Raw genomic sequence first — 23,616 nt, 5'->3', positions numbered from 1 at the left:
AACGTCGTTTCCGCCACCGGCCGCCCGCGAAAGCTCGTCGAGGCGGCCGCCCCCATCAGGAAGGACAGTTCATGGGTCATGCGATTGAGCGGGAAACAATGCCCAGCCCGGCCTCAGGACGCGGCGCCGGCGCAGGCAGACCGATACCGCTCCGCCGGATCCGCCGAGGCGCCACCGCCGTCGCGGCCCTGCTCGCCTTCGTGGCCGCCACCTCGTGCGCCTCCGCGTCCACAGCCAATTCGGCCGTCTCCGACACCCCCTCGCGCAATCCCTCGCCCGGCTCCAGCTCATCTGTCCTGCCCGATCCGTCGCCCACCCCGATAGGCACGCCGTACCTCCCCAAACCGACCGGATCCCAGCCGGCCGGCACCACGACTTCCTTGTACCTCAAGGACACCTCACGCGCCGACCCCTGGGTTCCCAGCGTGAAGGCGAGGGAACTCATGGTGTCCCTGTGGTACCCGGCGAAATCCCGCACCGGAAAGCGGGCCCCGTACATGACACCCAAGGAATCAGAGCTCACCCTGAAAGACGGGGAAATAACAAACCTGCCGTTCGACCTGCTCAGCAAGACACGGACCAACGCCATCAGCGACGCCAAACCCGCCGGTCGCCGGCACGGCCTGCCGCTGGTGGTGCTCTCCCCTGGCTTCACCAAGCCCCGGAGCTCACTCACTGCCCTGGCCGAGGACCTGGCGAGCCGAGGCTACGTTGTGGCCGTCATCGGCCACACGTACGAGAACATCGCCACCAGCTTCCCCGACGGACGGGTCACCACCTGTGTGGCCTGCGAGGTCCAGCAGAAGGACCAGGCATTCTGGGACAAGGTGGGAGCAACCAGAGCGGCCGACGTCTCCTTCGTGCTCGACGAACTAACGCGCGCACACCCCGAATGGAAGGGCGCCAAGCTGATCAACCCCTCCAGGATCGCGATGGCCGGTCACTCAGCAGGCGGCGCGAGCGCCGTGCAGGCCATGCTCAAGGACCGCAGGGTACGCGCCGGGATCAACATCGACGGCACCGCGTTCGTCCCCGTGCCGGAGAGCGGGCTGTCGCGGCCGTTCCTCTTCCTGGGCACGCAGGCGACACACAGCCCAGGTGGCAAGGACGCCTCGTGGGAGCAAGCCTGGCAGAACCTGACGGGGTGGAAGCGCTGGCTCGTGGTGGCGGGGGCCGAGCACGCCTCGTTCACCGACATATCGGTGCTGGCCGAACAGATCGGCATCTACCGCAACACCGACCTGCCCCCCGTCCGTTCCGTGGAGATCACCCGCGCATACGTGGCGGCCTTCTTCGACCTGCATCTTCGCGGCAAGCCGCAGCCCCTTCTCCAGGAGCGGTCGACACGTTACCCCGAGGTCAAACTGTGTGACGTCGAGCAGAAGACCTGCGCTTAGATCACCTGGATCGCTGGTCACGGAGTCGGCCGGAAGCCGGACGCTCGTCGAGGCGTTCTCATGACGCTGAACACGGGATCCCGCCCGATCCAGACGATCGGACGGGATCCCGTCGACTTCCCTCAGGCTGTTTCAAGAACTGCCCTTATGGCGTGACCTGGCAGGAGCGGAACCACATGCACGTGAATGTGGAAGACATCTTGGCCGGCAGCCTCGCCTGTGTTGTGCTTCACGTTCACCCCCTCGGGAGCAAGGGCCGTCTTCAGCAGAGCGGTGACTCGATGCACCATGTCGGCGACCTTGCCGTGAGAGACCTCGGAGATCTCCCACACGTCGCGCACATGCAACGCGGAACCACCAACGTGTGGCCGGAGAGGCAGGTCTGATGTTCAAGAACGCCAGGGTGTGCTCGTCCTCGAGGACACGATAGGACGACAACCGACCGGTCACGATCTTGCAGAAGGTGCAGTTGCTCACCCACTCAATGATCGCATCCGGCCGACCTCTGCGACTATGAACGTGCTCGCAGGCGTGTGACGGTGGTCTTGCCGGCCGGGAAGTTGCCGGCGGCCGGGGACGAGGAGGGTCAGGGCGGCCAGGACGAGGAAGGCGGTTCGCCGGTCCCTTCACCCGGGCAAGCCACAACCCTCCTACTCGATTCAGGAGTTCGGTTGGCGCTGGCTCGTCAACGCGCGAAGGTCAGCTTGGCGACCGGGCCGCTCCAGCCGTAGGTCTCGCGGTCCAGGTCACCGCAGGCCATGATCCCCTTGTGCTTGCTGATCGGCCTCTTCTCGGGCGCACGCACCATCGGGCTGCCGCAGCATGGGCCGGGGATGGTGGCCTTGGTCTCGAGGTTCTTCTCGCTGCCCGCGTCATAGGCCATGGTCCGGATCGAGCCCGGCCGGAGTTGCAACGCGTCCACGCCGGTGAAGCCGTCGTTGGTGTTGACGAGCATGCTCACGATGCTGACTCGCTCACCTGGCCGTACCTTGATCTGGAATGTCGCGGTCTTGCCCGGCGCGATCGGAGCGTTCGCCGCGGCGAACGCCTCACGCACGCCGGGCCGCTTGGAGACCTCCTTGATCAGTCTCGGGGCGTCGCCGTCCTCGGCCACTGCGGCGACGCCACGGCTGGCGAACCGGCCGACCTGCCAGACATGGACGCTGGATGAGTGGACGACGACAACAGGTGGTGACAGCGGCTGGGATCCCGACGGCGTCAGATTTTGGATCTTCACCATCCACGTTGTCATGGGCTTCGCCTGTGCGGCGGAAGGCAGCGCGACCATGGCGGCGCAAAAGGCGGTCAGTCCTGCGAACAGCTGGACAGGGCACATTGCGTGTGTGCTCCTTCGGGTGGGACGTGACCCACTGGACGTTATGGCCAGATCCGCCCTAAAGATCTTACGCATGGCTTACCTGATGGTTACGGGCCATTACGGCCGCATGCCGCTTCATCCGCCCATCGTTCACACGCGGTATGGAAGGGTCGGTCTCGCTCGAAGAGATGGCCGATTTGCTCCGCGCCCACCCGAGCTGACTTCCATGGGATACGTCACGCGCTTCACGACGCATATTCACTGGGACATGCTCAAGATCCCGCGTCCGGATGCGCTACGCATACTGTTCCGCCTTACCGAGCTGCAAAGGGCGATGGACGCAGGGGAAACTGCGGCGTTCGACATCAAGGCCCTTCAAGGGCACAGCGCACGTTGGCGGCTCAGGAGCGGCGACTATCGCGTCGTCTACACCGTAGAGGACGGTCAGTTGATCGTGTGGGTCCTGGCCGTCGGCAATCACCGCGACGTCTACCGCCACGTCTGAATCCCCAGAGTCGAGTGCGCGGAGTCCGCCACGTTCGCTCGCCAGCTCGAAGACCCGGGTCACATGGCCGGGATAGATGATCTTCCTTCGGGGTACGGCAGCTCCGACGCTGCGGGGCGACGGCTGCCCATGACCGAGGTGGACCCGTCGGCCCTGCTCGTCGGAGGCAAGGGGCACGTCCCCCTGATCGACGTCTTCGAGGGCCGCACCCAGCTGTTCGTGTCGTATCACATGTGGCACGACGGCCGCCCCGCCGCCGACCAGTGCGAGGGCTGCACCTTCTTCACCGGCCAGGTCCGCGAACTGTCCTATCTGCACCAGCGTGACGTCACCTTCGCCGTCTTCTGCCAGGGCCCCTACGAGGAATCCGACCGCTACCGCCGCTTCATGGGCTGGGACATGCCCTGGTACTCCGTACCCGCCGAGTCACACGAACGGCTCGTCGCCGGCCGCCATTTCGGGATGAAGGCGAGCTACCTCCGCGATGGGGACCGCGTCTACGAGACGTACTGGACCACCGGCCGCGGCGTGGAGCCCATGGCGCCGTCCTACGGCATCCTCGACATGACCGTCTACGGACGGCAGGAAACCTGGGAGGACTCCCCGTCCGGCTGGCCGCAGCCGTACGAGACGCTCGGCCAGCAGTTCCGCAAGGACGGACGGCCGACCGCGCAATGGGCACGGATCGCCGCCGGCCACGACGACGACCTCCACAGCGGACAGCCCAGCACCGGCACGGGCAGCTCAGGCTGCTGCTCGTGAACCCAAGCCCGACGGCCGTCGCGGGCACGCCGCAAGCTCCACCGGCTCAGACAGGGCAGTGGGCGCCGCCATCCTCGTCTCCGTGCTGCGCGCGTTGGGCTGCGGGGACCGGTTCTCATGGAGTTCTTAAGCAGGCTTTATAGCACTTTTAGCTGAGCTTTATAAATTGGAGACATGGAGCGCGTACCGCAGGAGGCTGGTGCGGCCGAGGCTCAGGGAGCTGTGGCCGGGAGGGCTCGGCGGTTTGTCGTCGGGGGCGGCGCGCTTGTCGTCGTGGCGCTGCTGGCGTACTGGCTGGGAAGCAGCGGCGGGAACGGCGAAGAGGCCGCGCCCGGGCCGAGCGCGACGCCGACGCCCAGTGCGGTGCTCACGGTGGCCGAGGTCTTCAAGAGGGTCGGGCCGTCGGTGGTGGTCATCCGGGCCGGGCGGTCGCTCGGAACCGGGGTGATCGCGGCCGAGGACGGGACGATTCTGACGGCGCACCACGTCGTCAAAGGCACCGAGGACGTCACCTTGACGTTCGCTGACGGCACCAAGACCAAGGCCGTGGTCGCGTCGTCGAATCCCAAGCGCGACGTCGCGACCCTCAAGCCCGCGGAGCTGCCGGAGATCGTCGTCCCGGCGACGCTCGGCGGCGCCGTGGCCGTGGGCGCACCCGTCGTGGCGATCGGAAATCCGCTGGGCCTGACCTACAGTGTCTCCACCGGCGTCGTGTCGGGCCTGAACAGGAGCGCCGAAGACGGCGACCTGAGCGGGCTCATCCAGTTCGACGCCTCTGTCAACCCGGGCAGCTCCGGCGGTCCCCTCCTGGACGCTCGCGGCCTGGTCATCGGGATCGTCGTCTCGATCGCCGACCCGGGAGGCGACGAGGCGTTCGCCGGCATCGCGTTCGCGGTGCCGATCGGCGCGGCCCTGGGTGGTAGCGAAGGCGACGGCCCGCCGGGTGACGGGCCTCTGATCTGACCGAAGCGTCACGAGAATGGAACACCATGACCTCGACCAAGTCCCCCGAGTCGGCCCATCCGCTCGAACATGTGCTGTTCGAGGTCAAACGCACGATCGTCGGGCAGGACGTCCTGCTGGAGCGCATGGCCGTCGCGCTGATCGCCGACGGCCACCTGCTCGTCGAGGGCGTGCCGGGCCTGGCCAAGACGCTCGCGGTGAGGTCGCTGGCCGCCGCGATCGCCGGGAGTTTCCAGCGCGTCCAGTTCACCCCCGACCTGGTGCCCGCCGACCTCGTGGGTACGCGGGTCTACCACCAGCACTCCGGGGAGTTCAAAACCGAGCTCGGCCCGGTGTTCGCGAACCTGCTGCTGGCCGACGAGATCAACCGCGCCCCCGCCAAGGTGCAGAGCGCCCTGCTGGAAGTGATGCAGGAGCATCAGGTGACGATCGGCCGTGAGACGTTCCAGGTGCCCGAGCCGTTCCTGGTCATGGCGACGGAGAACCCGATCGAGTCGGAGGGCACCTACCCGCTGCCCGAAGCGCAGGTCGATCGTTTCATGATGAAGGTGGTCGTCGACTATCCGACGCAGGCCGAAGAGCAGGCGATCGTCGGCCGGGCGCTGCGTCCGCCGGAGGCGCCGCAGCCGATGGTGACGGCCGGGGACCTGATCGAGATGCGGGCCCGCGCTCAGAAGGTGTACGTCGATCCGGCGATCGTCGACTACGCGGTACGGCTGGTCGCCGTGACGCGTTCCCCCGCGACGGCCGGGCTCGGCGAGCTGGAACGGTACGTCACCTATGGGGCGAGCCCGCGGGCGTCCATCGCGCTCGTCACGGGCGCCAGGGCGCTGGCGTTCCTGCGCGGCCGCGACTACGTCCTGCCGCACGACCTGTCCGAGCTCGCGCTCGACGTGCTGCGCCACCGCCTCGTACTGTCCTACGAGGCCCTCGCGGACGATGTCGACGCCGACACGATCATCACCAGGGTGCTCGGGGCTGTCCGGGCGCCCGACGTCGTCCTGCAGAACCGCTGAGCCATGGCCACCGCCCCCGAGAGGCTCCTGCTCCGCCTGGAGTGGAAGGTCGTCCGCAGGCTGGACGGCCGGCTCCAGGGCATGCACCGCACCGCGCACCGCGGCTCCGGGATCGACTTCACCGGGCTGCGCCCCTACAGCGACGGCGACGATGCCCGGCACATCGACTGGAACGTGACCGCACGGCTGGACGAGCCGCACCTGCGAGTGTTCACCGAGGACCGAGAGCTGACGGTGTGGCTCGTGCTCGACCGGTCGGCCTCGATGGCGGCCGGCCGGCCGAGGCGCGGCAAGCACGATGTGCTCGCCGAGCTCGCGCTCGTCCTCGCTCGGCTGTTCGGCCGGGGCGGCAACCGCGTCGGCGCCCTGCTGTTCGACGCCGGGATGGTGCGCGTCGTGCCGCCCGGCACCTCCAGGCGGCACGCGCTGCGGATCGGCGCCGAGCTGGAACGCACCTCCGAGGCGAGCGGTGGCGCCACCACCGACCTGGCGGAGATGCTCGATGCGGCCGGACGGCTCGCGCGCCGCCGCGCACTCATCGTCGTGCTGTCGGACTTCATCGGCGAGGGCGACTGGGAGCGCTCGCTCCAGCGCCTGGTCCGGCGGCATGAGGTGGTCGCCCTGCGGATCGTGGACACGGCCGACGATGTGCTGCCCGAAGCCGGGCTGATCGTGGTCGAGGACGCCGAGACCGGCGAGCAGCTCGTCGTCGACTCCGCCGACCCGCTGTTGCGGGTCCGCTTCCGCGCCGCCGTCGACGCCCGCGACGCCCGGCTCGCGGCGGGCATGCGCCGGGCCGGGGTGCCTGTCCACCGCATCGACACCGACCGCGATCTGGCCGAGGCGCTCGTCGAGGTCGTCGCCCGAACCCGGGACCGGTCGTCATGACTGAGCTTGTCGAGGTCATCAATAGACACAGCGCCTTGGTCATGAGGCCGACGAAGGAGGCCTCATGACCCTGTCTTCCCCGCTGCTGCTGGCCGTCGGAGTGCTTGTCACGGCGGCGCTCGCCTGGGCGAGCGTCGTCTCGGCGCGCCGACGGACGGCCGCGCTCGCGGCGGCCGGCGTCGCTGTGCCGGGCGGCCGCCGGGCGTACCTCGGAGTCGGCCTGACGATCGCCGGCGTCGGGGTACTCGCGATCGCCACCGCCGGACCGGCGGCCATGGTGCCGGTCCCGCGGACCGCGGGCACCGTCATCCTTGCCATCGACGTCTCCAACAGCATGGGTGCCGACGACGTCGCGCCCACCCGGCTGGCGGCCGCGCAGCGGGCGGCTCGCGCGTTCGTGGCGGCGCAGCCCGACAGCGTCGACATCGGAGTCGTCGCGTTCGAACGGGGCGCGCTCACCACCGCACGGCCCGACGCCGACCACTCCATCGCGCTCAAGGCCATCGACCGGCTGAAGATCACCGGCGGCACCTCACTGGGGACGGCCATCACGGCCTCGCTGACGGCGATCACCGGCAAGCAGGTGGCCATCGGCCGCGACGGCGCCGCGCCCGACATCGGCTACTGGCCGTCGGCGACGATCGTGATTTTCTCCGACGGCCAGAACCAGGGCGCGGACGTCGAACGAGCCGCCACCGTGGCCCAGCAGGCGGGCGTACACATCCACACCGTCGGCGTCGGCACCACGGCCGGGGCGACGGTGAAGGTCGACGGCTACCACCTGCAGACCTCGCTCGAGGAGGACACCCTCACCTTGATCGCGCAGACCACCGGCGGCGGCTACCACCCCGCCTCCGACACGGCGCGGCTCGACGGGATCGCCGACACGATCGATCTGCGGCTCACCGTCTCCGACGAGCCGCTGCCCCTCGCCGGCGGGCTGATCGGGCTCGCCCTCGCGCTGCTCACCGCTGGAGCGGCGCTCACCGTGCTCCGGTCTGGACGGGTGATTTGAATGGTGTTCTCATGGCCGTGGGCGCTGCTGTCAGTCCTGATCATCCCGCTGATCTTCGCCATCCGCGAGTGGGTGCGGCGCCGCCGCCGGCGGGCCGCCGTGCGCGTCACCTCGATCGCGCTCGTACGCAGCGCCCTGCCCGGCCGTACGCGCTGGACACGGAAGATCCCCCCGGCACTGTTCATAACCGGACTCGCGCTGCTCGCGGTCGGCGCCGCGCGGCCGCAGGCGTCGGTGCCGGTGCCGACGACGTCGGCGACGATCCTGCTCGCGCTCGACACCTCCGGCTCCATGTGCTCCACGGACGTCGACCCCAACCGCATCACCGCCGCGAAGAAGGCCGCCGCGGAGTTCATCGAGTCGCAGCGAGGCGGGCCGCGCATCGGCCTGGTCACCTTCGCGGGCACCGCGGGTCTGCTCGTCCCTCCCACCGACGACACCGAGTCGCTGATCGAGGCGCTGGACAACCTCACCGTGGCCCGCGGCACCGCGATCGGGCAGGCCATGCTCACCTCGATCGACGCGATCGCGGAGGTCGACCCGTCGGTTGCCCCCACCGGAGCCAACCCCGGCGGCGGGGAAGGCTACGCCAGTGCCGCGATCATCGTGCTCACCGACGGCGCCAACACCCAGGGCGTCAACCCGCAGACCGCCGCCCAGGAAGCAGCCCTGCGCCGCGTCCGTGTCTTCACCATCGGCTTCGGCACCACGAACCCGGCCCCGATGGTCTGCGACAACTCACAGTTCGACGGCGGCTTCGGCGGCTGGGGCGGCGGCTCCGGCGGCCGCGGCAGATTCGACAGCGGCCGCAACATCCGCGTGATCGACGAGCCCGCGCTCAAACAGATAGCCCAGACCACCGGCGGTTCCTACCACCGCGCTGAGAACGCCGACCAGCTCCAAAGTGCCCTCGACGCTCTCCCTGGCAGCTTCACCGTCATCCACCAACGGGTCGACACAGCCGCCGCCTTCGCGGCCGGCGGCGCCCTCCTCATCACCGCGGCCCTGTCCCTCTCCCTCTGGTGGAACCGCCCCCGGACCCCGACCCGCTGACGGCAGCCTGTAGCCGAAACGCCTCAGCGGTCACCGCCGGTTCGCGGCCGTCCATGTCCGCTGGTGGTGCCTGGACCACACGACCGTTCTGGCGACCGCCACAGCCAAGCGTCCAGCGCCGATGCTGGAGCTCGTACAACGAGCCGATCATCGCTCCAGGCATCGTTGAGGGCGACGAACTGAACGACGTCAGGTACCTCACCTCGACTGCCGACCCGTCCAGCGATGCCGCATCGCACACGGTGAGTAGGTCCCGGAGGCGAGGGTCAGTGCCGAGAACTGCTGCAAATTTGTGAGGACGCGGGATTTCGCGTCGGTGACTGCCGCCGAACCGGCGTGTACGACAGCAGGTCGACTTCCGTCGTAGGCTGCATCTCGCACGTGATGGACAGGAGGCTGAGGTGGCCGAGACGCCGTTGACCGGGACGATGGTGGCCGAGGTGATGGCCGAGCTGGCCGAGCTCGAGGACCCGAAGATGCGCGAGGTGAATGAGAAGCACGGTGACGATCACGGTGTGAACCTCAGCAAGCTGCGCGCGCTCGCGAAGCGGCTGAAGACGCAGCAGGAACTCGCGCGTCGGCTCTGGGAGACGGATGACACCGCGGCGAGACTGCTGGCGCTCCTGATCTGCCGCCCGAAGGTGTTCGAGCGTGACGAGTTGGACGTCATGTTGCGCGAGGCGCGCACACCTAAGGTGCACGACTGGCTCGTGAACTACGTGGTGAAGAAGAACCCGCACTCCGAAGAGCTGCGCCTGGCCTGGTCCGCCGATCCGGATCCAGTGGTCGCGAGTGCCGGCTGGGCGTTGACCACCGAACGTGTGGCGAAGAAGCCCGAAGGCCTCGACCTCGCAGGACTGCTCGATGTCATCGAGGCCGAGATGAAAGACGCCCCGGCTCGCCTGCAGTGGGCGATGAACCACTGCCTGGCTCAGATCGGGATCGAGCACGCCGAGCACCGCGCCCGTGCAATCGACATCGGTGAGCGCCTGGAGGTGCTCAAGGACTACCCGACTCCCCCGGGCTGCACGTCTCCGTTTGCGCCCATCTGGATCACCGAGATGGTGCGCCGACAGCACGATAAGTAGGAAGGTTCGCGCTCACGCTCGTGCCGCTACTCCCTCAGAAGGGGACGAGACTCGCCCGCTGCAACGCGAGATGACGATTATCCGGCGGCTACCGCGGCTCCACCACCGTGAGACGACGATGGAGATCCTCCGCCACATGCCGTGGGGCGGGCCGGAAGCAGGCGCAAGAATCCCCGCGCGCCATGCATGACTAATAGCCGGTCCCGGGTCCCGGTGCGGGTCCGCGCTATCGCCGCGCTAACCGCGCGCCAATGCCCACCCCGATAATCGCCGCAATCGTCAGTAGGTAGGGGATATGAGGAGGCAGGACGTGAGAGTGCTCATCGACAGGGCTCTGGCGCTGGTGGTCCCGGAAGTGAGGGCGTCGGCGGTGTGCGGATACCAGTACAGGTGCTTCTCGGGCGGCTGGTACAGGAGGCTGTGCTGCTCGTCTTCCGGCGACAACTGCGGGCCCTGGCAGCGGGTCAGCCTCGGCTGCCCGTAGGGAGAAGGCCCGCCCACGGGCCGTACCGTCAGAGGTGGGAAAGCCATCGCCGCGCTGCCGATCCCGGACGCGCCGGTGGTCCGATCTGTCGGTTCTTGATCGCTGACGGGCCGGGCTCCGGGGAGCAGGTGCCCGGCCCGTCAGCTGCCACGGGGTTTGGCAGGCAGGTCCGTTGTCACCGCGTTGAGTGATGCAGTCGTGTGAGGACTGCTGCAGGCGAGGCGATGGTGACGTCGCTGTTGGCAAGGCTGGCGCGAGCCGAGGAAGCCGCACGCCAGCGTTGGGCTGAGCTGTCCGGGCAACTGGAGAAGCTGCAGCAGCAGGTGGCCGCCGCGCAGCAGCCAGGGGGCACTAGGCGTTCCTTCTGGCGGAGGTGGGGATGCTTGCGGTGACCGTGAAGCCTCCTTCGTCGCCTCTCGCGCTGAAGGTGCCGCCGAGCAGGGTCACCCTGCGCTTGAGTCCGGTCAGGCCCATTCCGGAGCCGGCGCTGGTCAGCATGGGGTCGGCGGCGCGCCGGGGCGGTGCGTTGCGTACCTCGACGTCGGCCCGGTCGCCGGGGTAGGCGATGGTGACGGTGACCGGCGCGCCGGGGGCGTGCTTGCGGGCGTTGGTCAGGGACTCCTGTACCACCCGGTAGACGGCACGGGCCACGACCGCGGGCACAGTACCGGGATCGCCCTGGACGTTCAGGGTCGCATCGTCGGCCGCCGCCAGCGCGGCCAGGTCGCCGCCGGTGTCGTCGTCGGGACGCTCGGCGGGCGCCGGCCTGACCCCCGTCGTGACCACGCGCATGAGGTCGCGCAGTTCGGTCAGGGTACGCGTACCGGCCTGCCGGATCTGCTCCGCCGCAACGCGGGTGTCGTCATCGCGCGTGGTGACGCGCAGCGCGTCAGCATGCAGGACGATCTCGGTGACGTGGTGGGTGACGATGTCGTGCATCTCGGCCGCCAGGCGCTGCCGTTCAGCGGTCTCCGCCCGCTCGGCGAGCAGGCGGCGCTCGGAGTCGGCCAGCTCGGCCCGCCTGCGCAACGCCCGGACCAACTCGATCCTGGCCTTCAGATAGAGGGCGACCAGCGCGGGCAGTGCAGTGGCCGACAGCGCGACGTACAGCCTCTCCCAGGTGGGAGACCAGATCGGGATCGCCGGCAGTGCCAGGACCGCGGCGAAGGCGAACGCCTGCCGCCAGGGCAGCAGGTAGACCAGGAACGACACCACGATCGCGGCCGCCAGCGGCGTCACGGTCGGGTCGACCCGCGGCGTCACAACGCCCGGCGCGAGGCTGACACCGAGGGCGGAGATCGTCGTGACGACGACGGCCAGCCCTCCCACCGTCCGCGGGAAGCGGACCACCAGCGGCAAGGACGCGTCGAGCAGGAGGTTCAGGGCCAGCTCGGAGAGGGAGCCGGCATCGCGAGTGTGCTCGTTGCCGAGGTACAGGACGATCTGGGCGACGGCGCACAGCGCGGCCGCGCCGGTGGCGGCCATGAAGAGCGTCCTTCGATCGCGGATGCTCAGCTCCGGCCTGGACAGACGTGCTGGTGTACGCACAGCGGGCACCTCAAAAAGGCCGCCGCGAGGTCGGGAAGACGCAGGTGGCGGCCGGTTGTCGTGGGTCGTGCTAACTGGACTCGTCAAGGAGTCCAGCCTGGTGGGCAAGCAGGGCGGCCTGCGTGCGGTGGGTGAGGTCGAGCTTGACCAGGAGCCGGGAGACGTAGCTTCTGACGGTCGTCTCCGACAGGAACAGCCGCCCCGCGATCTCGGGGTTGGTGAGCCCCTCACCGAGACAGACCAGCACCTCGCGTTCGCGCTCGGCCAGCTTCGCCACCTGTGCCCGCGCGAGGTCGCGCCGCTCGTCGCCTCTGGCCGACTGGGCGACCAGTCTTCGCGTCGCGCTCGGCGACATCACCACATGGCCATCGGCCGCCACTTTGACCAGATTGAGCAGGTCCTCGGCCGGGGTGGTCTTCACCAGGAAGCCCCCTGCTCCGGCCTCCAGCGCGCGGAGCACGTGCTCGTCGGAGTCGAAGGTCGTGAGCGCGATGACCGTGGGCGGCGCGGCCAACGCCGCGATCTCCCTCGTCGCAGTGATCCCGTCCACGCCCGGCATCCGCAGATCCATCAGCACCACGTCGGGCCGGTTTCGCAGGACCTCTTCGACCGCTTCTGCCCCGTCTCGCGCCTCGCCGACGACCTCGACGTCCGTACTGGAACCGAGGATCGTCCTCAGATGCCGGCGGACCATCGGGTCGTCGTCGGCGAGCAGAACCCTGATCACGCCTTCATAGTCTGTCACAGCGCCCGTCCACCATAGTTCGGCAGTGACGCCTGGCCCGCGCCGGGGCCAGGCGTCATAGCGTGATCAGCATGGGGTAATCAGTATGGCGTGATCAGTCGGCGAGTCCGCTCCAGAAGCCGCAGCGATGCTCGCCGCGGTAGTCGGCCGGGCCGATGCCGCCTTGCCCCGCGGGCTTCAGGCTGAGGACGGTCTGGCCGGACGGGGTGAACGCGGGCCAGGCGGGTGCGCCCGCGGCCCGAGGCCGTCCGGTGTGGGCAAAGGAGGTCCAATAGCCGATCATCTGGTCCGCCAGCCGCCACTGGTCGGGCGTGAGGCCGTGCCACGGCCTGCCGCCCAGGTCGAACAGGTACGGCAGCTCGCTGGCGTGCTGGGCACCCAGTGGGAAGTCGGAGGAGATGTTACTGATGTTGGGCGCCTTGTCGTCGGCGAACTCGTAGGCGTACACCGTGGTGCGGGCGGCCATCGCCGTCTCTCCCTCCAGGGTCGGGCAGGCCCAGGCGCGGTCGTTGGCCACCGTCGCCCAGGCCAGGCCCGGGGAGGCGAAGTCCGTCAGCGGATATTCCCGCGTCACCGTGTCGGCGTGCTCGCCGAACGCGCCCTGCATCAGCTGCGGGTAGTTCTCGGCAGTCACCGGGTAGCCGGCCTGCGCGGCGCCAGCGATGAAGCCGTTGCCCTCGTCCTTGGTGCCGCCGGACATCACCGGCACCCGAGCGAACCTGCCCTTGCGCAGAGCCTGCGGCGGGTCGAGCGGCAGCAGTGGCGTGCCGTACGCGAGATTGCTGGCGAAGCTGTCGTTGACCTTCATCAGCTCGGAGACCGGCTTGGCCCGCAGGCACTCCAGCTCCTTGCCCGCCGCGCAGCCGAGCTTCTTCGCGGCGGCCAGGCCAGTGCCCTGGCTCGCCTTCAGCGAGCTGTACGGCGTGAACGACGGCATGCCCGGGATCGGGACATAGGTGCCGCTCACCCAATCGAGCATGCACGACCCCGACTGGATGACAGCCTTGTCGATCAGGCCGCGCGTGGCCGGAGAGGTCAGCAGCGCGCAGCTACTCATCCCACCGGCGGACTGGCCGAACAGCGTCACGTTGCCCGGGTCGCCGCCGAAGGCCGCGGCATTGCGCTGGACCCATTTCAGGGCTTCGAGCTGGTCAGCCAGCCCGAACGTGCCCGAGCCGACCAGTCCCGGCAGCGCGAGGTAGCCGAACGCCCCGAGCCGGTAGTTGGGCGTCACCACCACCACCACCTCGCCCTGGTCGACCAGCCGCCGGGAGTCGTAGGCGGAACCGGCGCCAGTGGTGTAACCGCCGCCGTACAGCCACACCATCACCGGCAGCGGCTTGCGCGACGGCTTGGCCGGAGCGGTGACGTCGAGGTACAGGCAGTCCTCCCCGCCGATCTGCTTGCCCGCCTCCATCTGCGTGCACTGCCGGCCGGGCTTGGTGGCCTCGGCCACGCCCTTCCACGGTGTGACCCGCACCGGGTCCTTCCACCGCAGCGCGCCCACGGGCGGCTGCGCGAAGGGGATCCCGGAGTAGGTCCTGACCGTGCCGTCATCAAGACCGCGGATCCGGCCCGAGTCCAGCTTCACGATCGACGGCTGCGGTTTCGGCGCCACCTGCACCTGCGCCTGGGGCTGGGGCTGGGCGGCGGACTGCGTGGCGCACGCGGCAATGGTGAGACAGCCTGCGGCGATCAGGGCGAGCAGCCGCCGAAACGACACCCCCATCATGACTCCTTCCCCCTCGCCAGAGCTTGACATGGCAAAAAGCGATCTCTTACCGAGCATGCGACCAGCTTCGTGTCGGCTCCGCGCTCGCCGCGACGTGTGAACGTTGCAACCTTGCGACCTGTTGTTGCAAACCCGGCGCGCCCAGCTGCAGCAGCCCTTCGCGTGGTGCACCCCGAGGGTCGGTTCTGTGGGAGCCCCGGGCTGAGACGCCCGGGGCGACCCGACCGGCCGCCCTACTCTGCGCCCGTATCCGCCACCTGATATACCCGCGACATACCGGTGGGCGCTACCGTCTCGCATCATGCGCGCGATGATCGCCATGCTCCTGTGGCTCAACCCGCTGCACGCACCGGCGGCGCAACCGAGGTTCCCCGTACCGATCGACCTGTGCGCGCTGGTGGACGCAAGCCTGGTCAAGCAGCTCGTACCAGGCGCCAAGGCGAATCACGACAGATACGAGTGCGCCTGGACGGGCCAGGGCGTGGGCCTAACGGCCGAGTCGATCACGGAAGACCCCGAGCGGGAGCCGTGGGGCTCGACCAACGCGCAGGCCCACGAGCTCTACCGGAAGCGCCTGGCCAACGACCTCGCTCCCTCCTTGCTGACCATCTGGGAGTGGCCCGCCATCGGCGTACCCACCGAGAAGCGGCGCAGTGTCACCACGACGGTGGCGCGGACGGTGGCAGGCGTGGGCGACGAGGCCCACACCGTCGATCACCGCAGGCCGCGCACGAAAGAGCTGGAGCGCGTCTACGTCACCTTCCGCGCCGGCAACCTCCTGTTCAAGGTCGCCTACACCGCGATCGACGGCCGGGTGAGCGCCAAGCGCCTGCGCCAAGGCGCGCTGTCGGTGAGCAGCAGCATGGCCGCCACGCTCGACAGGATGAGCCCGCCGGAGCCCGCGCCCACGTCGGCGCCCGGCATCTACGCGGAGACGCCGATCGCGTGCGCCATGTTCACCCCGGCACAGCTCAAGGATCTGGGCGTGGAGGTCGGCGGCAGGGCGGGGCTCAGTGCCGAGAGCTGCACGTGGTCCTGGCGGACTTTCCAGAAACGCTTGTTCCTGGATTTCCACGCGCCTCAGCGGGGTCCGGCGGGCGACGCCGTCGCCCAGGCGAAGGAGATGTTCGCCGGATGGAAGTCCCCGGAGTCGACTTCCGTGGACATCGGGGACGAGGCGCTCGTCATCGGCTCCGGGGTGGTCTTCAGGAAATCCAACCTGATCGGCAGCCTCACGGCGCGAACCCCGGCCCAAGCGCAGCAGGCCGCCCGGTGGCTGGTGGAGGATCTGTCGTGACCAGGATCCTCGCGGTACTTCTGGTGCTGCTGGCCACGGCGTGCTCGGCGGATCTCGCGCCGGCAAGACCCTCCCCGACGGCCAGTACGCCGCAGGCGGGACCCACCCGGTACACCCGTCTCCCTGATCCGTGCTCCCTGCTCACCATCGAGCAGGCGCAGCACCTGGTCCCGCTCGGCCGGTCGCACTACTCCGAAACGGGGTGCTTGTGGTCGCTCCCGGGCCCTATCCGCCTGCCGGCGTCCTCGGTCTACACGCTCCTGGTCGACGTTCACGTGGCCGCGGACGTCACGGCGGCACGCACGTATTTCAAGCAGCCGGTCACATCCCCGGCCAGGGCTCCGTGGGAGCAGCTCCGGGTTATGGCCGAACGCCCCTCCAGCCCGGCTCCGGGGGTGGGTGACGAGTCGGCCGTCCATCAGGTGACCGCGACCACGTACATGATCTACCGGCTCAGCAATGCGGTGATCGCTCTCCGGTACACCACGGCCGAGGAGGCCGCCGACCCGCGGCAGCGCGACAACCTGCGGAAGGCCGCCCTGTGGGTGGCGGAAGTCATGGACAGGCCCGCGCCCGCCGCCAACGCGAACGCGGCGGACGGGCGCTTCGCCGCGGCTCCGTACGCGTGCTCACTGCTGGCGGACGGCTCTCCCGGCCCGGCGACCGCCTGCCGTCGCGAAGGTGCGTCCCTGACGGTACGGCACGCGCCACCGTGGAACGGCAAGAGCGGGCTCGAGGTGGCCAAGGAGATGTTCGCCTACTACAGGAAGCGGCCGGCCAAGACCGTGAAGGGCCTGGGGGACGAGGCCTTTCGGCTGAAGGGCACGCTGTGGGTCCGGGTGAGCAACCTCGTGCTGGAGGTCCGAAGCAACGACGCCACCGCGGTCGTCCGCCAGATCCTGGACCGCCTGCCACATGGATAAGAGAAGACTGGCGCGTCGCCCAGACCATCCTGGTCGCGTTGCTCGTCACCGTCGCCAACGACCACTTCCTCGACCAGTGGCGCCACACCCACCAGCCCCAGACGAGTTCGACACCATCCGCCGACATCCTCGAGATCCCAGCAGAGCGCCTCGACCGCTCGCCGCTCGCGGGCCGGAGCAGGCCACCACCCGCTCCATAATTGGCAATTCAGATCACCTTGTCGCGCACGCAGCCCGGAGCCGGCATTGCCATGCCCAGCGACGCGAACTCGGGCCTCCACCAGCGCCTTGACATCACCGGGCCTTCCCGGACACCTGCTCCGCAGCTCCCAAACCATGACGAACCCGATTCGGAAACCTCCTGAAACGACAAGATCCCGTCTGATCTCGATGATCAGACGGGATCCCGTCAACTTCAGTCCAGCCGTTTCAAGAACGGCCCTGGGTGGGGTGTTCACGAGTGGGTTTGGCTTGGAGCGGAGAGACGGCGTAAAAGATCGCTTCCTGCACGACGAGTGATCGTTTCCCGACACTGGCTTCGTGGGGCCCTTCATGCTGGAGACGGTTGTGTTGTTTGCATTCGGCTTCACCGGGGGCGCTTTCCGAGTCACTGAGGCGAGTGTTGTTGTGCTCGTTGTTCGGCCGTGTCGAGTGCCGGTGCGAGTGGTGCGAGTGCGGTGCGGAGCAGGTCGGGTAGCGAGCCGGATGGCACGACGAGCCCGCTGGTCGTGGGAGACGCGGTCCTCGGCTGGACCCAATGGTGGAGTGCGACCCGAATCGCGGCGGCCACGCTCGCCGCGAGCACACGGGGGGTGTGCGGGTCGGTGTCGCCGAGGCGTTGGGCGATCACGCCGGCGAGGGGGTGTTCGACCGCGCCGGCGGTGTCGACGAACGCGTCGCGCAGTGCGGGGCGGGCGATGATCAGCAGCAGCGCATCGCGATGGTTCTCTCCCGGGTCGGTGTACTGCTCCACGATCGCCTCAACCACGGCGTCGGCGAGGCCGACGGCGGGCCGGGCAGCGACCGCCGCCGCGACTCGTGCCTCTCGTTCGGCGGTGACGGCGGCGACAATTGCCTGTTCGCGGCTGGAGAAGTAGTTGTTGTAGGTCCTCGGCGAGACTCCGGCTGCCTCGGCGATGTCGTCGACACGCACGTTCTCCAGTCCACGCTCCAGGGCCAGCCGCAGGGCCGCCTCGCGCAAAGCCTCCCTGGTGGCCTGCTTCTTCTGCTCGCGCAGCCCCGTCCGTCGTGTCGTCACCGTCCAAGCATGCCAGTCAAAGTGCGTACACGCAAACTTGCGCGCACGCACTTTACGTTCTAGTGTCGGGCCGTCGGATCCCGGCAGGAAGGACCAAACCCATGCGTGCCAAGGGCATCGCGTACGACACCGGCTTTGTTCGTAACGGCGTGATCTCTCGTGAGCGCTTCGATCTCGACGTGGTCAGGCGGGAGCTGGCCATCATCCGTGATGACCTGCACTGCAATGCCGTTCACGTCGTCGGTGGCGATCCGGAGCGGCTGGAACTGACTGCCCGCTGCGCCGCCGAGCTCGGGCTGGAGGTCTGGTTCTCGCCCTATCCGCTGGAACTGACGACCACGGAGATCCTGTCGCTGTTCGCCGACTGCGCGCAGCGGGCGGAGCGGGTCCGTAAGGCGGGAGCCGACGTCGTGTTCGTTACCGGTGTCGAGTTGAGCATCATGAACCGGGGGTTCTTTCCCGCTGACAACATAGAAGAGCGGCTCGGTCTGCTGTTGAGCCAGCCCGATGGCCGGGCCGAGCGGCTCGCCGAGGCGAGTGCCCGCCTCAACGACTTTCTCGGCGAGGCCGTCACGACGGTACGCGAGTGTTTTCGGGGGAAGATCACCTATGCCTGCATACCGTTCGAGCGCATCGACTGGACCCTCTTCGACATCATGTCGGTCGAACTCATCCGGTCTGCCGAGGTGGCCAACCGATTCCGGGAAGGCGTGCGCAACCTTGTCGCGCAGGGAAAGCCGGTCGCGATCACCGGTTTCGGCACGGCTACCTGGCGGGGCGCCGGCGACGTCGCACCGCGCAGTATGGAGATCGTCGAGTATGACAAGACCGGTCGCCCGGTTGGGCTGAATGGGGACTACGTCCGCGACGAGGCCGGCCAGGCCACCTACCTGCGCGAGTTGCTGGAGATCTTTGAGGCCGAAGGCGTTGACAGCACCTTTGTGTATCTCTTCGCGCTCGACAACTTCCCGCACCGCCCCGACGACCCTCGCCACGACCTCGACCTGGCCAGTCTCGGCATCGTCAAGGTTCTCGAAGACCGCAACGGCGCCACGTATCCGGACATGCCGTGGGAACCCAAGGCCGCCTTCACCGCGCTGGCCGACTACTACCGCGGCTGACCAGACCGGGTCAGCACGACACGAAGGAGCATGAACGTGAACATGATCGCGGCCAATACCTTCCTGCTGGGTGGCGACCTGCGGGTCAACCGGCTGGGCTTCGGCGCGATGCGGCTCGCCCTCGGCGGCTCCATTCGCGATCCCGAGGCGGCCGTTGCGGTGCTGCGCCGTGCCGTGGAGCTCGGGGTGAACCACATCGACACCGCGGGCACCTACGGGTTCGGTGACCTCCATGCGCACGAGCTGATCCGGCAAGCGTTGTCGCCGTATCCGAAAGACCTGGTGATCGCCACCAAAGTTAGCTCCCCTGGCGAGGCCGCCGCCGCTCAACTGCGCGGTCTGGTCGAACAGGACCTGCGCCGCCTCGGCCTGGACCACCTCGACCTGGTCTACCTGCGCGTGGGCGGCATGGACACCGCCGGCGGCGAATCACTCGGCGAACGCTTCACGGTCCTCGCGGACCTGCGCCACGAGGGACTGATCCGGCACCTCGGCGTCAGCCACATCGACGAGACCCAGCTCGCCGAGGCACGGTCCATCGCCCCGGTCGCCGCGGTGCAAAACCAGTTCCACATTTACAACCGAAGCGACGCCGAGGTTCTCGCACGGTGCGAACAGGACGGCATCGCCTACGTGCCGTACTCTCCACTCGGCGGCGGCAGAGCCCGGCTCGACACGGCCCGCATCACAAGCGTCGCCGCCCGCCACCAGGCCACGCCCGCACAGGTCGCCCTGGCCTGGCTACTCGCGACGTCACCGGTGACACTGGCCATCCCCGGCACCAGCTCGCTCGACCACCTGACTGGCAACATCGCCGCAGACGGACTTCGCCTCACCATTGACGATCTGGCCGAACTTTCCGAACAACACGTCGCATGACCCCTCGAACCCAATCGTGTTTCTTATGGAGGCAGAGCCGACGCCTTCGGTATCAGGGCGTTCACGAGTACGGCTGAGCTGCACAGATCCGACGGTTCGCTGATCGCTTCCCGGACACACAATGATCGCTTCCCGAAGGGAACATGATCGTTTCCCGCACACGCCGCGCTAGTCTTGCCCCGAAGGAGATCTAGTTGCACCCCGCCCTCCAGCCACAACGCGGTCATGCGAAGGATGGGGCGGAAGGCCTGATCCCTTGGATCAGTCAGTCTTCTTCATCCTGAAGTGGCGGCTCATAGCGGATGGACTGGTGAAGGGGGATGGCGGACGAGCAAGGCCCGTGTCCGTTCCGGGTGGACTTGTCGGTAACGACGCCCGCCGAGCTGCGGTCCGACAAGTACGTGTGCACGCTGGCGGTCCCGGTCGTTCACCTCGACGTGGCAGATTCCAGGTCCTGTGGGGAAGTCTGGTCGCGAAGGCCGTGGCACTCCAGATGCCGGGCGGCCCAGGGGCATTGTCGTCGCCGAGCCGGGCCGCCCGTGAACGAGCTCCTCCAGTCAGCGGTAGTCGTTCTCCTTTAGCTCGATGACCCAGGCACGACGCTCAGCGATCTTGCCGTCGCGCATGACGAACACCTCCGCCATGGACATGCGCATCTCGCCGCCCGCGACTCGCTTCACCGTCCCGGTGAGTTCCGCCATGACGACATCGCCCTGCTCGACCATGCGCACGACCTCCAGGTGGGGAGGGTCGATGAGTTCGGGCGGGCCGTCGATGGCCCTGTCGTAGGCGTCTTTGCCGGTCAGGTGGAAGGCGCCGAAGACGGTCCACTCGATGTCGTCAGTCAGGCAGGACAGGATCTGCTCGTGATCGTTCTTACGGAAACCGTCCAGGTAGGTGTTGACGGTCTCAATGTTCCGTGACATGTCTGCTCCTTCGAATCGGGTGTCGTCCATGAGGCGCCGCTGTGCGAACCGGCGGTTCCCTCGGTAGGAAGGTCGGAGCGGCCAGAGCGTTCTTGACATCACTTCGACAACTGACCCTAAATTCCGGCACCCGTGACCACCGTGATCATCTCCCACGAGCTGATTTGGGAGATCACCGAACAGCTCATCGCACGCGGAACACTCGCGCGCCCCAAGGCGAAGATCTGACCGGTCTGCTGTTCCTCCTGGCGAACCGGAGCTCGTGATCGAGTAGCACGGCGAGACCGGGCCGGCCCCGCACGCCCACTGGCCAGTCCTCACGCGCTCGCAGCGGCCCACCCCCGCCACCACGTGCCAGTGCAGCGGCAACACTTCGATCAATGTCCGGGCCAGGCGTGTCCCCATGCGTCAGACCTCGGCGTGCTCGGGTGGCGATTCGTGCGTGTGGAAGGTGCGCCGATAGGCCATCGGCGAGACGCCGATCGCCGCGTGCAGGTGGTGACGGAGCGAGGACGTCGTGCCGAAGCCGGTCTGGCGGGCGATGAGGTCGACGGGCAGGTCGCTCGCTTCCAGCAGATGACGAGCCCTGTCCACGCGCTGCCGGATCAGCCACTGCCCCGGCGGCATGCCGACCTCCTCGCGGAAGCGGCGGATGAACGTGCGTACGCTCATCCGCGCATGCGCGGCCAACTCCGGCAGCGGCAGCGACTCGTGCAGGCGTTCCAGGGCCCAGGCGCGGGTGTGCGCGGTACTGGCCGTCGACGGCGCCGGCACGGGCCGTTCGATGTACTGGGCCTGGCCGCCCTCGCGCCATGGCGGGACGACACAGCCACGAGCCACCTGGTTCGTCACCTCGCTGCCGTGGTCGCGGCGGACGAGGTGCAGGCACAGGTCCACCCCGGCCGCCGCGCCCGCCGAAGTCAGCACATCGCCATCGTCGACGAACAGCACATCCGGATCCACCCGTACACCGGGGAAGAGCCGCTGGAAGTGTTCAGCATGGCCCCAGTGTGTGGTCGCCGGCCGACCGTCGAGCAAACCCATCGCCGCCAGCACGTACGACCCGACGCAGATCGACACCATGCGAGTGCTCGGCCGCACGGTCGCGAGCGCGGCGTGGAGCGGGTCCGGCAGCCGTCCCAGCTCGTGGATCATCTCGGAACCGTAGGCGGCGGGGATGATCAGGGTGTCCGCGGTGGCGAGGGCCTCCGCTCCATGCTCGACGGCGATGGTGAAGTCCGCCGTGGTCCGCACGGGGCGGCCGTCGACGGTGCAGGTGATGACTTCGTACAGCGGTTCGCCGTTCGGGCCCACGGCGGTGCCGAAGACGCGGGACGGGATGCTCAGCTCGAACGGGATCACGCCGTCGAGGGCGAGTACGACGACGCGATGCATGGCGTTATCCTTGCGCACAATGGCAATCATGCCACTTCTTCCGGGCCCGTCCATCGCGGAGGCTGGTCACCGGCGCCGCAGTCGCGGCGCACTCATCCCGGCTTTGAAGGAGCGTTCTTCCCATGAGCGAAGACACGACGGCGGCGGCACGGATGCGCGCGATCATCCAGGAGTCTGCGGGCGGCCCCGAAGTGCTGACCCTGGCCGAGGTGGACCGTCCTGAGCCGATGCCGACGGAGGTCCTGGTCCGGGTGCACGCGGCCGGCGTCAACCCGACGGACTGGAAGTCACGGACGCATGGCAGGCTGCTGAGCGATCCGCCCGCCATCCTCGGCTGGGACGTGTCCGGGGTGGTCGAGGCGGTAGGTCTCGGGGTCACCCGCTTCCGGCCGGGTGACGAGGTCTTCGGCATGCCGCGCTTCCCGCACAAGGCGGGCGGCTACGCGGAGTACGTGACCGCCCCGTCACGACACTTCACTCGTAAGCCGGCCGGCCTCGACCACGTGCACGCCGCGGCGCTGCCATTGGCGGCGCTCACCGCGTGGCAGGTCCTATACGACACCGCGAACGTGCAGCCGGGCCAGCGCGTGTTGATCCATGCCGCGGCCGGCGGGGTCGGCCATCTGGCCGTGCGGCTCGCCAAGTATCTCGGCGCGTACGTGATCGGTACCGCTCGTACGCCCAAGCACGCCTTCGTACGTGAGCTGGGCGCCGACGACGTGATCGACTACACCGAGAGGGACTTCGCCGAGACGGTCCGCGACGTCGACCTGGTCATCGACAGCATCGGTGGTGACTATGGGGTGCGTTCCCTGCGGACGCTGCGCAACGGTGGCACCCTTGTCCGACTCGCATCGGAGCCTGACGAGGACCTCCTTCGGCAGGCCGGGGAGCGCGACATCTGGGCGGGCTCCGTCCTCGTCGAGCCGGATAACGCCGCGATGGCAACGATCGCCGAGCTCGTCGAGACAGGGCGGCTGCGCGTCGAGGTCGACACCGTCCTGCCGTTCGAGCAGGCGGCCAAGGCTCACGAGCTCGGCGAGACCGGCCGTACCGCCGGAAAGATCGTGCTCACTGTCGCCGGATGACCTGCGGCGCCGGGCCAGGAACGCCTGGTGCGCTTGGATCGATTCCTCGGGATAGATCGCCTTATAGCCCATCGTGACGTTGATGTCGCGGTGCCCGGCGATGACTTGGGCGATATGCGGTGGCAGGCCATTGAGGATGGCGTCGGTGATGAACAGCCTGCGGAAGTCGTGGGGCCGTGTAGTTGAGCAGCCCGCCATTGACCGGGTCGGTCAGA

At 68.4% G+C, this 23,616-nt stretch carries 23 protein-coding genes; 14 read left to right on the top strand and 9 right to left on the bottom strand.

From position 1 onward, the window contains the following. Positions 1–71: 71 nt before the first annotated feature. A complete protein-coding gene (locus tag ACTWPT_RS44875) occupies positions 72–1,397 on the top strand; it encodes an alpha/beta hydrolase family protein (RefSeq protein ID WP_443183653.1) in 1,326 nt (441 codons plus the stop codon). Between the two features lie 122 nt (positions 1,398–1,519). Here the strand turns inward: ACTWPT_RS44875 and ACTWPT_RS44870 are convergent, their stop codons facing one another. Both ACTWPT_RS44870 and ACTWPT_RS44865 read right to left on the bottom strand, forming a co-directional pair. Then, entirely contained in the window at positions 1,520–1,738 is a 219-nt protein-coding gene (locus ACTWPT_RS44870) for an HIT family protein (RefSeq protein ID WP_443183682.1), read from the bottom strand. A gap of 344 nt (positions 1,739–2,082) precedes the next feature. Beyond that, positions 2,083–2,637, bottom strand: coding sequence for a spondin domain-containing protein (locus ACTWPT_RS44865; protein ID WP_443183652.1), 555 nt, complete (start codon positions 2,635–2,637; stop codon positions 2,083–2,085). Between the two features lie 304 nt (positions 2,638–2,941). On the opposite strand from ACTWPT_RS44865, the gene ACTWPT_RS44860 reads away from it, so the two are divergent. From ACTWPT_RS44860 to ACTWPT_RS44825, 8 genes are all read left to right on the top strand, one after another. Further along, a complete protein-coding gene (locus ACTWPT_RS44860) occupies positions 2,942–3,220 on the top strand; it encodes a type II toxin-antitoxin system RelE family toxin (RefSeq protein ID WP_443183651.1) in 279 nt (92 codons plus the stop codon). A gap of 63 nt (positions 3,221–3,283) precedes the next feature. Beyond that, positions 3,284–3,982, top strand: coding sequence for a DUF899 family protein (locus ACTWPT_RS44855; RefSeq protein ID WP_443183650.1), 699 nt, complete (start codon positions 3,284–3,286; stop codon positions 3,980–3,982). A 174-nt stretch (positions 3,983–4,156) separates the two neighbouring features. Further along, positions 4,157–4,945 carry a S1C family serine protease gene (locus ACTWPT_RS44850; RefSeq protein WP_443183649.1) on the top strand — a complete coding sequence of 263 codons (789 nt, stop codon included), beginning with the start codon at positions 4,157–4,159 and terminating at the stop codon, positions 4,943–4,945. Between the two features lie 26 nt (positions 4,946–4,971). Further along, positions 4,972–5,961, top strand: a complete 990-nt coding sequence (locus ACTWPT_RS44845) for an AAA family ATPase (RefSeq protein WP_443183648.1) — start codon at positions 4,972–4,974, stop codon at positions 5,959–5,961. Positions 5,962–5,964: 3 nt separating this feature from the next. Further along, positions 5,965–6,849, top strand: coding sequence for a DUF58 domain-containing protein (locus ACTWPT_RS44840; RefSeq protein ID WP_443183647.1), 885 nt, complete (start codon positions 5,965–5,967; stop codon positions 6,847–6,849). 64 nt (positions 6,850–6,913) lie between these two features. Then, on the top strand, positions 6,914–7,864 hold the full coding sequence (locus ACTWPT_RS44835) for a VWA domain-containing protein (RefSeq protein WP_443183646.1): 951 nt from the start codon (positions 6,914–6,916) through the stop codon (positions 7,862–7,864). After that, positions 7,865–8,917, top strand: coding sequence for a VWA domain-containing protein (locus tag ACTWPT_RS44830; protein ID WP_443183645.1), 1,053 nt, complete (start codon positions 7,865–7,867; stop codon positions 8,915–8,917). Between the two features lie 443 nt (positions 8,918–9,360). Then, positions 9,361–10,005: a DNA alkylation repair protein gene (locus ACTWPT_RS44825; protein WP_443183681.1), complete on the top strand. Its 645-nt coding sequence runs from the start codon at positions 9,361–9,363 to the stop codon at positions 10,003–10,005. Between the two features lie 279 nt (positions 10,006–10,284). Here ACTWPT_RS44825 and ACTWPT_RS44820 read toward each other — a convergent pair whose 3' ends face one another. The 4 genes from ACTWPT_RS44820 to ACTWPT_RS44805 all read right to left on the bottom strand — a co-directional run bounded on the left by ACTWPT_RS44820 (position 10,285) and on the right by ACTWPT_RS44805 (position 14,511). Next, complete coding sequence (locus tag ACTWPT_RS44820; RefSeq protein WP_443183644.1) at positions 10,285–10,536, bottom strand: hypothetical protein; 252 nt, start codon at positions 10,534–10,536, stop codon at positions 10,285–10,287. 304 nt (positions 10,537–10,840) lie between these two features. Then, positions 10,841–12,037, bottom strand: coding sequence for a sensor histidine kinase (locus tag ACTWPT_RS44815; RefSeq protein WP_443183643.1), 1,197 nt, complete (start codon positions 12,035–12,037; stop codon positions 10,841–10,843). 70 nt (positions 12,038–12,107) lie between these two features. Continuing rightward, complete coding sequence (locus ACTWPT_RS44810; RefSeq protein ID WP_443183642.1) at positions 12,108–12,782, bottom strand: response regulator; 675 nt, start codon at positions 12,780–12,782, stop codon at positions 12,108–12,110. Between the two features lie 94 nt (positions 12,783–12,876). Beyond that, a complete protein-coding gene (locus ACTWPT_RS44805) occupies positions 12,877–14,511 on the bottom strand; it encodes a carboxylesterase/lipase family protein (protein WP_443183641.1) in 1,635 nt (544 codons plus the stop codon). A gap of 313 nt (positions 14,512–14,824) precedes the next feature. Here ACTWPT_RS44805 and ACTWPT_RS44800 point away from each other — a divergent pair, with 313 nt between their 5' ends. Together ACTWPT_RS44800 and ACTWPT_RS44795 are read left to right on the top strand one after the other, a co-directional pair. Then, complete coding sequence (locus tag ACTWPT_RS44800; protein WP_443183640.1) at positions 14,825–15,811, top strand: hypothetical protein; 987 nt, start codon at positions 14,825–14,827, stop codon at positions 15,809–15,811. Further along, positions 15,808–16,734, top strand: coding sequence for a hypothetical protein (locus ACTWPT_RS44795; RefSeq protein ID WP_443183639.1), 927 nt, complete (start codon positions 15,808–15,810; stop codon positions 16,732–16,734). Before ACTWPT_RS44800 ends, ACTWPT_RS44795 begins: the two co-directional genes overlap by 4 nt. 607 nt (positions 16,735–17,341) lie before the next feature. Here ACTWPT_RS44795 and ACTWPT_RS44790 read toward each other — a convergent pair. Next, on the bottom strand, positions 17,342–17,992 hold the full coding sequence (locus tag ACTWPT_RS44790) for a TetR/AcrR family transcriptional regulator (protein ID WP_443183638.1): 651 nt from the start codon (positions 17,990–17,992) through the stop codon (positions 17,342–17,344). A gap of 101 nt (positions 17,993–18,093) precedes the next feature. On the opposite strand from ACTWPT_RS44790, the gene ACTWPT_RS44785 reads away from it, so the two are divergent. Both ACTWPT_RS44785 and ACTWPT_RS44780 read left to right on the top strand, forming a co-directional pair. Continuing rightward, on the top strand, positions 18,094–19,113 hold the full coding sequence (locus ACTWPT_RS44785) for a hypothetical protein (RefSeq protein WP_443183637.1): 1,020 nt from the start codon (positions 18,094–18,096) through the stop codon (positions 19,111–19,113). A gap of 30 nt (positions 19,114–19,143) precedes the next feature. Further along, positions 19,144–19,992: an aldo/keto reductase gene (locus tag ACTWPT_RS44780; RefSeq protein ID WP_443183636.1), complete on the top strand. Its 849-nt coding sequence runs from the start codon at positions 19,144–19,146 to the stop codon at positions 19,990–19,992. Positions 19,993–20,549: 557 nt separating this feature from the next. Here the strand turns inward: ACTWPT_RS44780 and ACTWPT_RS44775 are convergent. Both ACTWPT_RS44775 and ACTWPT_RS44770 read right to left on the bottom strand, forming a co-directional pair. Further along, positions 20,550–20,918: a nuclear transport factor 2 family protein gene (locus tag ACTWPT_RS44775; RefSeq protein WP_246083276.1), complete on the bottom strand. Its 369-nt coding sequence runs from the start codon at positions 20,916–20,918 to the stop codon at positions 20,550–20,552. 408 nt (positions 20,919–21,326) lie between these two features. Beyond that, on the bottom strand, positions 21,327–22,313 hold the full coding sequence (locus tag ACTWPT_RS44770; RefSeq protein ID WP_443183635.1) for a GlxA family transcriptional regulator: 987 nt from the start codon (positions 22,311–22,313) through the stop codon (positions 21,327–21,329). Between the two features lie 122 nt (positions 22,314–22,435). On the opposite strand from ACTWPT_RS44770, the gene ACTWPT_RS44765 reads away from it, so the two are divergent. Next, positions 22,436–23,401 (top strand): NADP-dependent oxidoreductase, encoded by a 966-nt coding sequence (locus ACTWPT_RS44765; protein ID WP_443183634.1) that lies wholly within the window; start codon positions 22,436–22,438, stop codon positions 23,399–23,401. Positions 23,402–23,616 lie beyond the last annotated feature (215 nt).

It is taken from the genome of Nonomuraea sp. 3N208, from assembly GCF_052245935.1.
In the GTDB taxonomy this organism is placed as follows: domain Bacteria; phylum Actinomycetota; class Actinomycetes; order Streptosporangiales; family Streptosporangiaceae; genus Nonomuraea.
Note: the sequence above shows the minus strand (reverse complement) of the source record. Positions and strands in the feature narration are given on the sequence as shown.